This is a genomic window from Candidatus Pelagibacter sp. Uisw_134_02, from assembly GCF_047720265.1.
Lineage (GTDB): Bacteria > Pseudomonadota > Alphaproteobacteria > Pelagibacterales > Pelagibacteraceae > Pelagibacter.
Map to the genome: position 1 here is coordinate 1,061,877 of NZ_CP159813.1, position 15,878 is coordinate 1,077,754.

Sequence of the window (15,878 nt, forward strand, 5' to 3'; positions counted from 1 at the left end):
TTGTTTAATTAGAATGTCTTGCACATTTTTCTTTGCTAATTTTCCAGCACACTGGACATTTATTACCTTGAGCTTTAGTAGTTTCAGCTGTCACATCCTCAGTATTTGAGCTTTGTACCATAGCATGAGATGTTATACATAATTCAGAAAAGTCAATATTCTTTGAAATTTTAAGTAAATCTTGACTCAAATTAATAATTAAGTTTGCTTCTAGGCTTGAACCTATTTCTTTACTTGCTCTTTTTGTTTCAATACTAATGTTACAAATATCTCTAATTTTTTTTAACTCAATCCATTTATTGTTGAGAGACTCATTTTTAAATGAATCTGGAAATTTCATAAATTCTTCTAAATGTATACTTTTTTTATTTTTACTTATTAATATGTAAATTTCATCTGTAGTAAAAGATAAAATTGGTGCAAACCACTTGATTAAGGCTTCGAGAATTATATTTAAAACAATTATACAACTTTTTCTTCTATTCGAATCCCTTGCATCGCAGTACAAAGCATCTTTTCTAATATCAAAATAAAATGCTGATAGATCAACTGTGCAAAAATTTAATAATTCTTTGTAAAGATTGTGAAAATCATAAGATGCAAAATAATTTTTAAAATTTTTATTTAACTCATGTACTCTATGAAGCATGTATTGTTCTAATTCAGGAAATTGATCTAAATCTAATTTTTCAATATCAATTTTTTTAAAATCATCATTTAAATTTCCCAGCAAGTATCTGAATGTGTTTCTAATTTTTCGATAAGAGTCTGCATGTTGTTCTAAAATTGAATAATCAATTCTTAAATCTTCAGCATAATTAGATGAGGCAACCCATATTCTTAAAATATCTGCTCCATATTTTTTTAAAATATCTTCTGGAGCTATTACATTGCCTAAAGATTTGGACATCTTAAGGCCTTTGCCATCAACAACAAATCCGTGAGATAATATAGACTCATAAGGTGCCCTACCTCTTGTTCCACAAGATTCTAGTAGTGAAGAATGAAACCAGCCTCTATGTTGATCGGATCCTTCTAAATACATTGATGCTGGCCATTGGAGATCTTCTCTTTTTTCCAAAACAAATGCATGCGTACACCCACTATCAAACCAAACTTCAACAATATCACTTATTTTTTCGTAATCTTCTGCTTTATATTTATCCCCTAAAAATCTTTGAGGATTATCAGAAAACCAACAATCAGAACCTTCTTTTTCATAAATGTTTGCAATATTCTCATTTACATTGTCATCTACTAAAATTTCTTTAGTAGTTTTATTAACAAATATTGGAAGTGGTACTCCCCAAACTCTCTGTCTTGAAACACACCAGTCTGGTCTTGTTTCAATCATTGCTTTTATTCTTTCTCTACCTTTGTCTGGGTAAAACTTAGTTTCATCAAGAGCTTTTAACGCTTTTTTTCTCAAGCCATGGCTTTCCATTGAAATAAACCATTGCGGAGTTGCTCTATGAACAAGAGGTGCTTTTGATCTCCATGAATGCGGATATGAATGAACTAGCTCTCCATTAGATAATAATTTTTTTTGTTCTTTTAATTTTTCAATAATAATTGGGTTTGCTTTAAAAATATGAGTTCCCTCAAATAAAGCAAGATTTTTAGTATATTTACCATCACCATCAACAGTCTCTATAGCTTTTATCCCATGCTTTAAACAAAGATTAAAATCATCAGGACCATGACTTGGTGCGCAATGAACAATGCCCGTTCCCTGTTCTGTTGTAACAAATCTTGCTTCAAGCATTGGGATATCATAATCATAACCAAGCTCTAAAAAAGGGTGACTACAGATTGTATCTTTAAAATCTTTACCCTTAAATTTTTTTATTTCTTTATAACTTTTGATGTCACAATCTTTGATAACAGACTCTAGTAGAGCTTCTGCAACTACTATTTTTTTATTCTTAAAATCTCCCTCATCACTTAATTCAATTATTAAATAATCTAAGGCCTCATTATAAGCTAATGCTTTATTTGCAGGTATAGTCCATGGAGTAGTTGTCCATATAACAACTTCACTATTTTCTAATTCTTTTATATTTGTTTTTTTAACTGGAAAGGCTGTATAAATTGTATCTGATTTATGATCTTGATACTCAACTTCAGCATCTGCTAAAGCAGTTTTTTCTACAGTTGACCAAAGAACAGGCTTGAATCCTCTATAAAGACTTCCTTCTTTTAAAAATTTTCCTAATTCTCTTACGATTTGAGCTTCTGCCTCAAAGCTCATTGTTGCATAATAATTATCCCAATCTCCAACAACACCTAATCTTTTAAATTGTGTTTTATGAACTCCAATCCATTTTTCAGCAAACTCTCTACATTCTTTTCTAAATTCTGTTATTGGAACTTCATTTTTATTTTTTTTATTTTTTTTGTATTGTTCTTCAATTTTCCATTCAATGGGTAGACCATGACAATCCCACCCTGGAACATATACAGAATCTTTACCATCCATTTGATGAAATTTAACGATAATATCTTTCAAAATTTTATTTAAAGCCGTACCCATGTGGATGTTGCCATTTGCATATGGTGGGCCATCATGAAGTATAAACTTCTCTTTACCCTTATTAGATTTTCTCAACTCTTTATAAAGATCAATTTTTTTCCAATATTCTAAAATTTCTGGTTCTTTATTTTGTAAGTTTGCTTTCATGGGGAAAGCTGTTTTAGGTAAATTTATATTTTCTTTACTCATTTTAATTTCTTTTAGCAACTTTTAAGTCACTTTGAATTTGTTTTTTTAATTGATCAACGTTTTTGAATTTTTTCTCTTTTCTTATAAATTTTGTGAACTCTACTGATAAATACTTATTATAAAGATTTCCAGAAAAATTAAAAATATGCACCTCTAATAAAATTTTTTTTTGATTAAAAGTTGGTCTATAACCAAGATTGGCAATCGCTTTTAGTGATTTATTGGAGTTTTTTTGTTTTACTTTAACGGCATACACTCCAGGCATTGCGATCACGTAATCTTTAATATCAATATTGCAGGTTGGAAAACCAATTTTTTTTCCTTGCTGTCTTCCCTTTTGAACAATTCCTTCAATTGACCAATTTCGAAATAATAATTTGTTAGTTTTTTTTAATTGTCCTTTTTCTAGAAGAGAACGAATATACGTTGAAGAGATAACTTTTTTATTTAAGATTAGTGGTTGTGGTTTTACTATTTTGTAATAATAATTTTCTTCATTTTTTATTAGTTGCCTAACATCTCCCTCTCTTTTATTTCCAAATCTAAAGTTATTACTAACAAATATGTATTGAGCTTCTAATTTTTTTGATAAAATTTCTTTAATAAAAAAATCAGATTTAATTTTAGAAAATTTTTTATCAAATTTTTTAGTAATTATAAAATCAACCCCTAAATGATTTAAAATTATTTTTTTTTGATTTATATTTAAAATCCTAAAGTTTTTAAAGTTTTTATTAAAAAACATTTTAGGCATAGGCTCAAATGTTAAAACTCCAATTTTTAGATTAAATTTTTTTTTATAAGTATTTGCTAATTTAAATAATTTTTGATGACCTAAATGAACACCATCAAAATTACCAATCAGGATAATTGATTTTTTATGATTTTTTGAAATATTAAAGTTTTTATATAGCTTCATAATTTACCACTTTAATTCTGTTTGAATAAAGTTTACGATAACTTCATATTTTTTTGAAACCAGATCTATGCCTTCTTTTTTAATTTCATCTTTATGAACACCATTTGATATAATTAAAGAATTAAAATTTAAAAGATTGGCTCCTTTAATATCAGTATTTAAATTATCACCAATAGACAAAACTCTTTTTCCCTCATTATTAATTGCCTGATTATAAACTTCAGGAAATGGTTTGCCAAAATAAACAACTTCTCCTCCCATTTTTTCAAAAACTAGTGCAACAGACCCTGCGCATAGTTCTCTTTTTTCACCTTTATCAACAATTAAATCTGGATTAGTACATATCATTTTCTTATTAATATGATCTTTGAATAACTCTTTGTAATAATTTAAATCTTCACCCTGCTCTTCAAATAAGCCTGTACATAGTAAATAAGAGCTTTCTTTAATATCAATTGTTTTATTCTTTGTAAAATTTAAAAATAAATCAAAATCTCGAGGTGGTCCTAAATGAAAAAACTTTTCATTTAAAAAGTTTTTTTTCAAGTAAACCAATGATGCTTCTCCAGATGAATACACTTTTTTCCTAATTTCTTTTTTCATTCCCATTTTTTCAAGAAACAAATTTACAGAACTATTTGGTCTTGGTGCATTGGTTAAGAGAACGTAGTTTTTGTTTGCTTTGGTGATTTCTTCTAAAGCTTCAATTGCCTTTTTATGAGGAGTTATTCCATTGTGAACAACGCCCCATAAATCGATATAAAAAATATCATAATTCTCAACAATCGATCTTAATCCATCATTATCTAAATTCTTAGTCATTATGGGAGGTATAACTTATAAAAAACACAATTTCTCTGGTTTTTTGTACCACATATTTTTTTTAACATCTCTTGAAATAGTTAGCCTAATAGCTATATGAGTCGCATAATAAAAGGAGAATTTATGAAATTTAAACCGTTACACGATAGAGTTTTGATAGAAGTTTTAAACAGTAGTGAAAAAACTGCTGGAGGAATAATTATCCCCGATACAGCTCAAGAAAAACCTCAAGAAGGTAAAGTTATTGCTGTTGGTGGTGGGGCAAAAACTGAAGATGGAAAACTAATTCCAATGGATGTGAAAGTTGGAGATAAAGTTCTTTTTGGCAAATGGTCAGGAACTGAAATCAAAATCAATGGCAAAGAATACAGCATAATGAAAGAGTCTGACATTATGGGTATTTCTGGCAAATAATTTAATTTAAAGGAGAAAATAAAATGGCAAAAATTGTAAAATTCGACTCTGAGGCAAGAGCAGCAATGATAAAAGGTGTTGATATCCTTGCTAACACAGTAAAGGTTACCCTTGGACCAAAAGGTAGAAATGTTGTTATCGACAAATCTTATGGTGCACCAAGAATTACTAAAGATGGTGTTACTGTCGCTAAGGAAATTGATCTTGAAGATAAATTTGAAAACATGGGTGCTCAAATGGTTAAGGAAGTTGCTAGCAAAACAAATGAAGAAGCTGGTGATGGAACAACTACAGCAACTATTCTAGCGCAAGCAATTGTTAAAGAAGGTGTAAAATATGTAACAGCTGGCATGAACCCTATGGATGTTAAAAGAGGAATAGATGCAGCAGTAGATCATGTTAAAGCAAGCTTAATTGCTTCAGCAAAAAAAGTAAAAGATACTGATGAAATTGCTCAAGTGGGAACTATTTCAGCTAATGGTGATAAAGAAATTGGCAACATGATTGCAAAAGCTATGCAAAAAGTTGGCAATGAAGGTGTTATTACTGTTGAAGAAGCTAAGGGAGTAGAAACTGAGTTGGACGTTGTTGAGGGTATGCAGTTTGATAGGGGTTATTTATCACCATACTTTATCACTAATGCTGATAAAATGACTACAGATTTAGAAAATCCTTTTATCTTATTACATGAAAAGAAATTAACTAATTTGCAACCAATGGTTCCACTTTTAGAAGCTGTTGTACAAGCTGGTAGACCACTAATGATTATTTCTGAAGATGTTGAGGGCGAAGCTCTTGCAACTCTTGTTGTAAATAAACTTAGAGGTGGTTTAAAAGTTGTTGCAGTTAAAGCACCTGGTTTTGGTGATAGAAGAAAATCAATGCTTGATGATATTGCAATTTTAACTGGGGGTCAGGTTATTTCTGAAGACATTGGAGTTAAACTTGAAAATGTTAAACTTACAGATCTTGGATCTTGTAAGAGAGTTAAAGTTGATAAAGATAATAGTACAATTATTAGCGGCAGTGGTAAAAAATCTGAAATTGAAGCTAGATGTACTCAAATCAAACAACAAGTAGGTGAAACCACTTCTGATTATGACAGGGAAAAACTTCAAGAAAGACTAGCAAAACTTGCTGGTGGAGTTGCTGTAATCAAAGTTGGTGGTGCAACTGAAGTAGAAGTTAAAGAAAGAAAAGATAGAGTTGAAGATGCTCTTAACGCAACTAGAGCTGCTGCTGAAGAAGGAATAGTAGTTGGTGGTGGTTGTGCTCTTTTATACGCTTCACAAAGTCTAACTACACTTAAAGTTAAAGGAGATGATCAAAAAGCTGGAGTTACGTTAGTGGCTAAAGCTTTACAATCTCCTATTAGACAAATAACTTTAAATGCTGGAGTTGATGGTTCAGTTGTAGTTGGAAAACTACTGGAACAAAATAAAAAGAACCAAGGTTACGATGCTCAGAATGAAGAGTACGTTGATATGTTTACAAAAGGTATCATCGATCCTGTTAAAGTTGTAAGAACAGCTTTACAAGATGCAGCTTCAATTGCTGGATTGCTTGTAACTACTGAAGCCATGATTGCAGACAAACCAGACGATAAAGATGCTAGTGCTGGTGGAATGCCTGGTGGAATGCCTGGTGGAATGGGCGGCATGGGCGGTATGGGTGGCATGGGAATGTAATCCCACGCTTTCTAAATAAATTTGTAAAAGGGCAGTTTTTACTGCCCTTTTTTTATGTCTGTACTATAAATGTGCAGTGAAGTTTCAAGAGGGTTGTTGGGGGGGTTTTTTTATTTTAATTTTTAGTAATTTTAAAAATGTTTTTGCAATGTCTGAGTGTAAATTGTATCTTAATTTAATGCCCCATTTAGATCAGCAAAATTTTATCTACAACTGTTTAGAAAATATCTTAGTTGAAGAGAAATATGCTAAACTGAATGTATTAGAGATTGGAAGTCATCAGGTTGGGCCTTCACAAAAGATAAGAAAATATCTTAAAGATCATAACTATATTGGTATAGACCTAATTAAAGGGCCAGGTGTCGATGTTGTAATGAATGGTGAAGATATTCATAAATTTAATTACAAGTTTGATATAATAGTTTCAGGTGAATGCTTTGAACACGCTGTAAATTGGAAAAAAATTTTTAGTGAAATGATTAAAAATACTACAGATCAAGGTTTTATAATATTAACAATTGCTTCCAGAGGAAGAATTGAACATGGCACCTCAAGATCAGGTAGTGCTGATTCTCCTGGAACTAGCGATGACTATTATTTAAATCTCACAAAAAAACATTTTTTTAACAACTTTGACATTAAGAAAATTTTTAAAGAATATTTTTTTTTTTATAATATTCACTCACATGATTTATATTTTTTTGGTAGTAAGAAAGAAAGAGAAACTATATGTAAAAAAATTAAAGACAGAACCAATAAAGAAAACAATAAAATTCCAAACTTTAAAAACTTAAAAAGATACATTTTAGCAGGTTTACTTCCAGATAAAATGTATCAAGATTTTCACTTTTTAAATAAAAAACGAAAAAAAATGAGTTCAACAAAATAGAATTCAGATTTGAAATAATAGTCATTTAGTGCCTTGGGATTTCTTATATAAGTAATTATTAATGCTCAGAGTATATAAATGAAAGCATAGAAAGTTTAAAATCCCCAAAGTATAATTTTTTATTTTTTTAGTTTTGATATTTAAGATAAATTTTAAATATTATTTATTTATATAAAATAAATATTTTGTTTTATTTCTTTTTAAATTTCCATAATTAAAAACCATACCATTAGAATCAAAAGAGTAATCTAAAATTAATAAATCATTTTTTTTTATATGGACCCAATCAAATTTTTTATAAAATTTTATTAAATTATTGTTACAAATTAAAAAAGAAATCATCTTATGTTGTTTAATAATTTCATTATTGAAATTCATTAATAATATTGATTTATTATTATTTCTAAATTTTTTTTTTATTATAAGTGTATCGAATAAAAAATATTTTTTTTTTGTTTTGTTTATTAAACAACTTCTTTTTCTTAATAGTGTGTATCCAGCAAGTTTTGAATTTATAAAAAATAAATTATGAACATCTCTTTTTTTTATGTTTTTATTGAAATAGTCTATTTGAGATTTAATACCATGTTTCCATTGTTCCTCTTTTAACTTGCATATATCCTTTATTTCATGCTTAGAGAGCTTTGTTGTATTTTTTGAAATTAGATTATAAATCATTACTAATTAAGTAAATTTCAATTGATTGTTTTCTATTTTGAAAAAAAATTTCATCATTTAATGTAAAAAAGTCTATAGTCTACTATAAGATAAAACTATGTCAAAAAGATACAGTGGAAAATCATTTAAAGATTCAAGTGTTTCTAAAAAACCAAAATTAACACTGAAAGAAAAGAGAAAAAATAAAAAAGAGAAATCTAAAAAATCTTAGACTTTAATTCTTTTTTGACTATGTTTTTTGAAGGTAAAACTTTTAGGTCTATCACTTCTACTTTTAAACCTCTTCTTTCCATCAAAGCTAGAACTTTTTTTTTCTCCACTGGTTGATGAGCCTTCAGATGTTTTTTTTCCAAAGTATTTTGGATTATTTGTAAAACCAGTTGGTTTTGTTTTTTTTTTTTTAGTGAAACTAGATTTCCCCTTATAGTCAAAGCTTTTTCTTTCACCATCTCTTGATGGTCTATCAGATCTTCCTTTACTAAAAGATTTTGGTTTGTCTCCAAAACTAGATTTCCCCTTATAGCCAAAGCTTTTTCTTTCACCATCTCTTGATGGTCTATCAGATCTTTCTTTACTAAAAGATTTTGGTTTGTCTCCAAAACTAGATTTCCCCTTATAGCCAAAGCTTTTTCTTTCACCATCTCTTGATGGTCTATCAGATCTTTCTTTACTAAAAGATTTTGGTTTGTCTCCAAAACTAGATTTCCCCTTATAGCCAAAGCTTTTTCTTTCACCATCTCTTGATGGTCTATCAGATCTTTCTTTACTAAAAGATTTTGGTTTGTCTCCAAAACTAGATTTCCCCTTATAGCCAAAGCTTTTTCTTTCACCATCTCTTGATGGTCTATCAGATCTTCCTTTACTAAAAGATTTTTTTTCATCTCTGAACTTTCTTTTTTTATTATACGGGGGTTTTTCTTTTCTTCCATTTCTTGAATTTCCTTTTGCTCCACGTAGTGCAGGTTTAAAATTAGGGTCTATTAATTTACTAATCTCATTCCACATAGATCTATCATCAGGGGTTAAAAAAGTTAAAGCTGAACCTTCTGTTCCTGCTCTAGCAGTTCTTCCAATTCTGTGTACATAATCTTCTGGTACTTGTGGTAAGTCATAATTTATTACATGTTGAATTAGAGGAATATCTAATCCTCTTGCAGCAACATCTGTTGCAATTAGTATTCTCTTAAGACCTTTTCTGAATGAATTAATTACACGATCTCTTTTGCTTTGACGAAGATCTCCATGAATAGCGTCGGCTGAATGACCTTCTTCTTTAAGTCTTTTAACTATTTTATCAGCACTTCTTTTAGTTTTAACAAAAACCAATATCGATCCTTTTCTAGTTATAAATTGATTTACCAATTCATCATATTTATTTTCTTTAAAAACTTGAAGGGTTTCTTGTTTGATTTTTGCTATAGGAATTGAAGTTGATCCTGTGGAAATCCTCTCAGGTTTATTTAAATACCTATCTGAAATTCGAACAATATTTTGTGGTAATGTTGCTGAAAATAATAAAGTTTGATGATCTTTTGGAATAAATTTTAGTATTAACTCTATTTGAGGGGTAAAACCCATATCTAACATTCTATCTGTTTCATCCAATACCAAGTATTTAGTAGCTGATAAATTTAAACTTTTCCTTTTTAAGTGATCATTAATTCTTCCTGGTGTTCCAACTATTATTCTAGATCTATTACCTAGTTGTCTAAGTTGTTTTTGCATTGCCTCTCCACCAATTAACAAAGCAGTTTTGATATTAATTTTATCACTAATAATACTCTTGATTGCAGTCATTACTTGAGTTGCAAGCTCTCTTGTTGGACACATAACTAGTGCGAATGCATTTTTGTCTAATATTAATTTATTAATTAAAGGAATACTGAATGCTAAAGTTTTTCCAGTTCCTGTTTGAGCGGTTCCTAAAACATCTTTCCCTTCTAAAGCTACTGGTATTGCCATACTTTGAATTGGGGTAGGTTTCGTAAACTTCATTTTTTGTAATGAATTTTTTAACGAATCTTCTATTTTTAGTAATTTAAAATTTTCCATTTAAATATTTAGATTTTTTATAATTAAAGGAGATATGCTTATAATCTCTTAATACATCTAATTTATATAGCGATATCTATATGTTTTTTTAACAATCACAAGAAGCTAATTGCTTTAGTAGAGCTTACTTAGTGAATAAATAATAGCTTTTTTTAAGTTTTCAAATGACTCAATTAATGTATAAGAGCCTCAAATTATGAGTAACAATATTCGAAACATCACAATTATAGCACACGTCGACCATGGTAAGACAACCATGATTGATAATTTAATGAAACAAAGTGGCTCATTTAGAGAAAATGAAGTTGTGGATGAAAGACTAATGGACTCTGGTGAATTAGAAAAAGAAAGAGGAATTACTATTTTAGCTAAACCTGCTTCAATCGATTGGCAAGGTTCAAGAGTTAATATAATAGATACACCTGGACACAGAGACTTTGCAGCTGAGGTTGAGCGTGTTTTAAGTATGGCTGATGGAGCATTATTGCTTATTGATTCTGCTGAGGGTGTAATGCCACAAACAAAATTCGTACTAGCTAAAGCTCTAAAACAAGGATTAAAACCAATTGTTGTAATTAATAAATTAGATAAAGCAGACCAAAGAGCTAATGAAGTTTTGGATGAAACATTTGATTTATTCGTAAGCTTAGATGCAAATGAAGAACAATTAGATTTTCCTGTTTTATATGCAAGTGGAAGGTCTGGGTGGGCTAGTAAAGAAGTTGATGGCCCAAGAGAAAACCTTCATCCATTGTTAGATTTAATTATAGAACATGTTAAACCTGCAGACCTTGATAAAACAAAACCTTTTGCAATGCTATCAACGCTATTATATGCAGACAGTTTTTTAGGAAGAAGTTTGGTTGGCAGAATATCACAAGGTACTGCAAAAGCTAACCAATCTATTAAAGCAATAAATCTTAAAGGAGAGAAGATAGACGAAGGTAAATTAACAAAAATTTTTAGATATGAAGGAACAAAAAAAGTACCAATTGAAATTGGTGAAGCTGGAGACATTGTTATAATTGCTGGACTAGAAAAAGCTAACGTGGCAGATACTATTTGTGACCCCGAGGTAAATGATCCCATTCCTGCAACACCAATTGATCCACCTACTATGTCTATAACTGTTAGTGTAAACAGTTCACCTCTTGCAGGGACTGAAGGTAAAAAACTAACAAGTACTCAAATTAGAGATAGATTAGTTTTGGAAGCACAAAACAATGTTGGAATTACTTTTTCTCAAAATGCTAATGTAGATTCATTCATAATTAGTGGACGAGGAGAATTAATGCTTGAAATTTTACTTACACAAATGAGACGTGAAGGTTTTGAAATGACAGTTAGTCCTCCAAAAGTTTTATACCAACAAGATAAAAATGGAAATAAACTAGAACCAATTGAAGAAATTACAGTTGATTTAGATGAAGAGTTTTCTTCTAAAATAATTGATTCAATGAACAGAAGAAAAGGTAAATTGCTTGACCTTAAAGATACTGGAAAAGATAAAAAGAGATTAATATTTCATGCACCAACTAGAGGTTTGATGGGTTACACAAGTAGGTTCTTAACTCTAACAAAAGGAACTGGAGTTATTAATAGAATATTCCATGGTTACGGAAAATTCGAAGGTGAAATGGATGGAAGAAAAAATGGTGCTTTAATTTCGATGGCTACTGGTAAAGCTGTAGCATTTGCAATATTTAATCTTCAGGCCAGAGGTGAGATGTTTGTAACTCATAATGACCCTGTTTATGAAGGAATGATTGTGGGTTTAGCTCCTAAACCTGGTGATATGATTATCAACGTTATGAAGGGTAAACAATTAACAAACATGAGAACTCAAGGTACAGATGAAAATGTTGTACTTACTCCAGTTAGACAAATGTCAATTGCTGAACAATTAAGTATGTTAAACACTGATGAGGCGTTAGAGATTACACCTAAATCTCTTAGATTAAGAAAGGCAATTCTCAATCCTAATGATCGAAAAAAAAATGAAAAATCTGGAACACCTCTTTAATTAAAAGACTTATCAACTGCAAATAGTCCTAAAGCAACAGCCGGTCCAATTCCAAAAGCAAATAATAAAGTTCCAATTCCAACAGTTCCTCCTAGATACCAACCAATAGACATTACTGTAATTTCAAGAGATCCTCTAACAGCTGCGATTGGTAAATTTGTTTTTTTCTGTAAACCCACCATTAGCCCATCTCTTGGTCCAGCTCCTAAGTTAGCGACGAGATAAATACCTCCACCAAGTCCTACTGTAAGAACTGCTACAATAGCCAAAAGTATTTGATAAATATAATTTTCAGGTGCTGGGACATACTTAATACAAATATCAATCATTAAACCAATAATTATTGCATTTAAAATTGTTCCAATTCCAGGTTTTTGATTTAATGGCATCCAAAAAATTAAAACAACAATACTTACAAGGATGGTTATTATTCCAATAGAAAGATTAATATTCAATGAAATGCCTTGTGCAAGAACAGACCATGGTGAAGCTCCAGCAAAAGAGACTATTAGCAAGCCTTCACCCAAACCAAACAAAGTCAATCCAAGACACAGAAAAAAGAAAGTTGAAAATTTTGGTTTAAGATTTAATGGTTTTTCTGAACTCCAAGATGCTTTAGGGATATTTTTAATTTTTAAAAACATTTTTTTTCAATAAACTACTTCTTTTAAATTTAAAGTCTATTATTGTTAACACTTTATGAAAAATTTTTTTATCTTAATATTTTTTTTAACATATTCGTTTAGCTCCAATGCTCACATGGCACATTATAATAAATTTAATAAAATTGAAATGGAGGTTTTAAGAGATGGTGAAGTTATTGGTTATAATTACTATTTTTTTAAAAAGGATGGAGATAACACAACTGTTACAAATCAAATTAAAATTACAGTAAAGTTATTTGGAGCAACAATTTTTGAAATTGAAGGATATGGAGAGGAAAAATATATTAAAGATAAATTGATTTCTTTTAATTCTAAAACTCTTCAAAACGATAAAAAAAAATATGTAAATTTAGAGTTTAATGAAAAAACAGATAAATTTGATATTCAGGGATCTTCTTATAATGGTGAGGCATCAGCAGATAGTGTAATTGGAAATTGGTGGAGCCACAAAATTTTACAAACTGATAGTCAAATTAGCCCAGTATCAGGTAGTATCAAAAAACAAGTAGTGACTTTCATTGGTAAAGAAAAAATTGAGGTTTATGGCAAAAATTATGAAGTAGATCATTTCAAATTAACCTCAAAAGATATGTCCTTGCCAAAAGATAAAAGGCTTAATTTTGACATATGGTTTGATAAAAAAAATTCTTTAATCCTAAAAGTTGCTTATTCGCACTTAGGAAATTGGGAATATAAGGTTAAGAATTATGAATAAGATTATTTATTTATTTTTTTAAAGAGATCGGTAGCACTTATCCATCCAGATTCTAATCTAGGTCCAACAAACCAATCTGCACAAACACCAAGATTTAAAGAAGAATTCCAATAACTTTTAATTCTTAAGGGTTTTGAGTTTGATGAATATTTCCAGCCATGATTTAATGAAAATAAAACTTTAGTTTTTTTTATACCTGTAAGCTTGAAAAACTGTTCAATCATAGTTTTTGTGTTTAATTTTCTATTTTCTCGATTTTTATTAATTCTTTTATTTGCCCATGAATAAGTACTTTGTAGAGTCCAAAGGTCATTTGTACTCTTAAAGCGCATTTTACTATTTTCATTTCCAGCCCAACCTAAAATTTTATCATTAAAAAAAAAGCTACTAATATTATGTTTGTTTTTTTTTGTAACCATCATGACAGTTATATTTGCATCCATCTTAATTTTTTTATCAATAAACGAATGTTTAATATATTTTTTTGAAAGTTTTTTTAATTGAGGGAATGGACATGTTAATATTAAAGATTTATACAATTTTGTTGATCCATCTGAAAAAGATATTTCCCAAAACTTATTCTTATTAAAAATTTTAATAACCTCACTATTAAAATTACAATTAATATCTTTTAATAAATATTTACTAATTGCATTATTTCCTTTTTTACCAATTATCTTAATATGTTTTTTATTTTCTTTTTTATCTGTATTTAAAAATATATGTTTCCCTTGCCATTTTTTAACTATCTTTTTAGTAATTAAATTTTTTATAAATTTTTTAAATTGAATACTTTTCGGGGATATATATTGAACACCATGATCAAAGCTTTCATTTTTATTAAACTTTTTGTTTGATGATCTTCCACCTACGCCTCTTGCTTTATCATAAACGTCTAATGAATATTTTTTACTGAGGATATTTGCAATTGTTGCGCCAGAAATGCCTGAACCAATAATACAAAAGTCCTTCATTTTCCAGCAACAACCATACCTTCTATGAGCATTGTTGGAGCATTCGTTGAGTATTTAAACTCTAGATCATCTGCTAATGTTATGTTCTTAAATATATCCTTAAAATTCCCAGCTATAGTAATTTCACTTACAGGATATTTAAATACTCCATTTTCCACCATGAACCCATTGGCTCCAACTGAATAATCTCCTGTAACCAAATTACTTCCATGACCAATAGTTTCCGTAACATAAAGGGTTCTTGGGTTTAATTTTAAAAGATCTTTGTATGTGATGGATCCTTTTTCAAAAAATAAATTACTTGTTCCTCCACTTCTACCATTTGATTTTAAATTCAATTTTTTTCCATAATAAGTGTCAACGAGGTAATGTTTTAAGACGCCTTGATCTACTAATTTTAATTCTTTAGTTTTAACTCCCTCACTGTCAAAGTATCTTGAACCTAATCCTTTAACTATATCAGGCTTGTCATAAATATTTATTGAAGTTGAAAATATTTCTTCATTAATTTTATCTTTTAGAAATGAAGTACCTCTCGCTATAGATGACGCTGTTATTGCACTTGCAAAAGCACTTAATATACCTTTTGAAATTCTTCTATCAAAAATGATACTTATTTTTTCACTTTCTATTTTTTGTGGATTCAATTTTTGAACTGTTTTTTTAGCTGCCAATAATCCAATTTGATTTGGTCTAAGCATATCATGTAAGTGGCAAGTACTTGTAAATTCATAATCTCTTTCCATATTGTCATTAGAGTCTTTTGCTACAGCAACACATGATGCAGAAAAAGAAGAAGATTTATATCCATTTAAAAAACCATCACTGCTTGCTAATATAAAGTTAGATTTAGATTCTGTAAAACCTGTTTCTGTATTAGTAATTTCTTTCTTTTCAAGTGCAGCTTCCTCAACCTCTTTTAAGTATTCAATTTTTTCATTATTTTCTATATGATCATCATCGTATAAATCTAAATCATTAATTGTCTTTGCCAACAAATCTTGATCTGGTAGAGAATTAAATTCATCTTCTGGTGTAATTTTTGTTGTTTCAATACATCTCTCTATTAAAGTTTTAATATTATCCTCATTAAGATTTGATGATGTAATACCAGATTTCTTTTTACCAATATAAATTTCTAAACCAACCCCCAAACTATCTGACCTATCAGACTCATCTAGTTTTTTATTTCTAAAATTAACTGTTTCAGAAATTGAATGTGCAACTACTGCTGTCGCATCTGTTGCACCTAATTTCTTTGCTAAATCTATACAAAAAGAGGCTGTTTTTTTTAAGTAATCTTGATCTTTAACCATA

At 29.4% G+C, this 15,878-nt stretch carries 13 protein-coding genes; 5 read left to right on the forward strand and 8 right to left on the reverse strand.

Annotated elements, in window-relative coordinates:
- Positions 1 to 4: 4 nt before the first annotated feature.
- The 3 genes from ileS to ABXT56_RS05840 are packed head-to-tail and all read right to left on the reverse strand — an operon-like array spanning position 5 to position 4,463.
- A complete protein-coding gene (gene ileS, locus ABXT56_RS05830) occupies positions 5 to 2,722 on the reverse strand; it encodes an isoleucine--tRNA ligase (protein WP_415299771.1) in 2,718 nt (905 codons plus the stop codon).
- Position 2,723: 1 nt separating this feature from the next.
- Positions 2,724 to 3,641: a riboflavin biosynthesis protein RibF gene (gene ribF, locus ABXT56_RS05835; RefSeq protein ID WP_415299772.1), complete on the reverse strand. Its 918-nt coding sequence runs from the start codon at positions 3,639 to 3,641 to the stop codon at positions 2,724 to 2,726.
- 3 nt (positions 3,642 to 3,644) lie between these two features.
- Positions 3,645 to 4,463 (reverse strand): TIGR01459 family HAD-type hydrolase, encoded by an 819-nt coding sequence (locus ABXT56_RS05840; RefSeq protein ID WP_415299773.1) that lies wholly within the window; start codon positions 4,461 to 4,463, stop codon positions 3,645 to 3,647.
- 123 nt (positions 4,464 to 4,586) lie between these two features.
- Here ABXT56_RS05840 and groES point away from each other — a divergent pair, with 123 nt between their 5' ends.
- The 3 genes from groES to ABXT56_RS05855 all read left to right on the forward strand — a co-directional run bounded on the left by groES (position 4,587) and on the right by ABXT56_RS05855 (position 7,454).
- Entirely contained in the window at positions 4,587 to 4,877 is a 291-nt protein-coding gene (groES, locus tag ABXT56_RS05845) for a co-chaperone GroES (RefSeq protein WP_415299774.1), read from the forward strand.
- 23 nt (positions 4,878 to 4,900) lie between these two features.
- A complete protein-coding gene (groL, locus tag ABXT56_RS05850; RefSeq protein ID WP_415299775.1) occupies positions 4,901 to 6,565 on the forward strand; it encodes a chaperonin GroEL in 1,665 nt (554 codons plus the stop codon).
- A gap of 148 nt (positions 6,566 to 6,713) precedes the next feature.
- The gene (locus tag ABXT56_RS05855) at positions 6,714 to 7,454 is read left to right on the forward strand and encodes a hypothetical protein (RefSeq protein ID WP_415299776.1); all 741 of its coding nucleotides are present in this window, start codon (positions 6,714 to 6,716) and stop codon (positions 7,452 to 7,454) included.
- A 159-nt stretch (positions 7,455 to 7,613) separates the two neighbouring features.
- On the opposite strand, the gene ABXT56_RS05860 is transcribed toward ABXT56_RS05855, so the two are convergent.
- Complete coding sequence (locus ABXT56_RS05860) at positions 7,614 to 8,132, reverse strand: hypothetical protein (protein ID WP_415299777.1); 519 nt, start codon at positions 8,130 to 8,132, stop codon at positions 7,614 to 7,616.
- A 207-nt stretch (positions 8,133 to 8,339) separates the two neighbouring features.
- The gene (locus tag ABXT56_RS05865) at positions 8,340 to 10,184 is read right to left on the reverse strand and encodes a DEAD/DEAH box helicase (RefSeq protein WP_415299778.1); all 1,845 of its coding nucleotides are present in this window, start codon (positions 10,182 to 10,184) and stop codon (positions 8,340 to 8,342) included.
- Positions 10,185 to 10,380: 196 nt separating this feature from the next.
- Between ABXT56_RS05865 and typA the strand changes: the two genes are divergently transcribed.
- Positions 10,381 to 12,207: a translational GTPase TypA gene (gene typA, locus ABXT56_RS05870; RefSeq protein ID WP_415299779.1), complete on the forward strand. Its 1,827-nt coding sequence runs from the start codon at positions 10,381 to 10,383 to the stop codon at positions 12,205 to 12,207.
- Here the strand turns inward: typA and ABXT56_RS05875 are convergent.
- The gene (locus ABXT56_RS05875; RefSeq protein ID WP_415299780.1) at positions 12,204 to 12,851 is read right to left on the reverse strand and encodes a YczE/YyaS/YitT family protein; all 648 of its coding nucleotides are present in this window, start codon (positions 12,849 to 12,851) and stop codon (positions 12,204 to 12,206) included. The genes typA and ABXT56_RS05875 overlap by 4 nt on opposite strands.
- A gap of 55 nt (positions 12,852 to 12,906) precedes the next feature.
- Between ABXT56_RS05875 and ABXT56_RS05880 the strand changes: the two genes are divergently transcribed.
- Positions 12,907 to 13,587, forward strand: a complete 681-nt coding sequence (locus tag ABXT56_RS05880) for a DUF6134 family protein (RefSeq protein WP_415299781.1) — start codon at positions 12,907 to 12,909, stop codon at positions 13,585 to 13,587.
- Positions 13,588 to 13,589: 2 nt separating this feature from the next.
- Here ABXT56_RS05880 and ABXT56_RS05885 read toward each other — a convergent pair whose 3' ends face one another.
- The gene (locus ABXT56_RS05885; protein WP_415299782.1) at positions 13,590 to 14,561 is read right to left on the reverse strand and encodes an NAD(P)-binding protein; all 972 of its coding nucleotides are present in this window, start codon (positions 14,559 to 14,561) and stop codon (positions 13,590 to 13,592) included.
- Positions 14,558 to 15,877 carry a TldD/PmbA family protein gene (locus tag ABXT56_RS05890; protein ID WP_415299783.1) on the reverse strand — a complete coding sequence of 440 codons (1,320 nt, stop codon included), beginning with the start codon at positions 15,875 to 15,877 and terminating at the stop codon, positions 14,558 to 14,560. The genes ABXT56_RS05885 and ABXT56_RS05890 overlap by 4 nt, the downstream gene beginning before the upstream one ends.
- Position 15,878 lies beyond the last annotated feature (1 nt).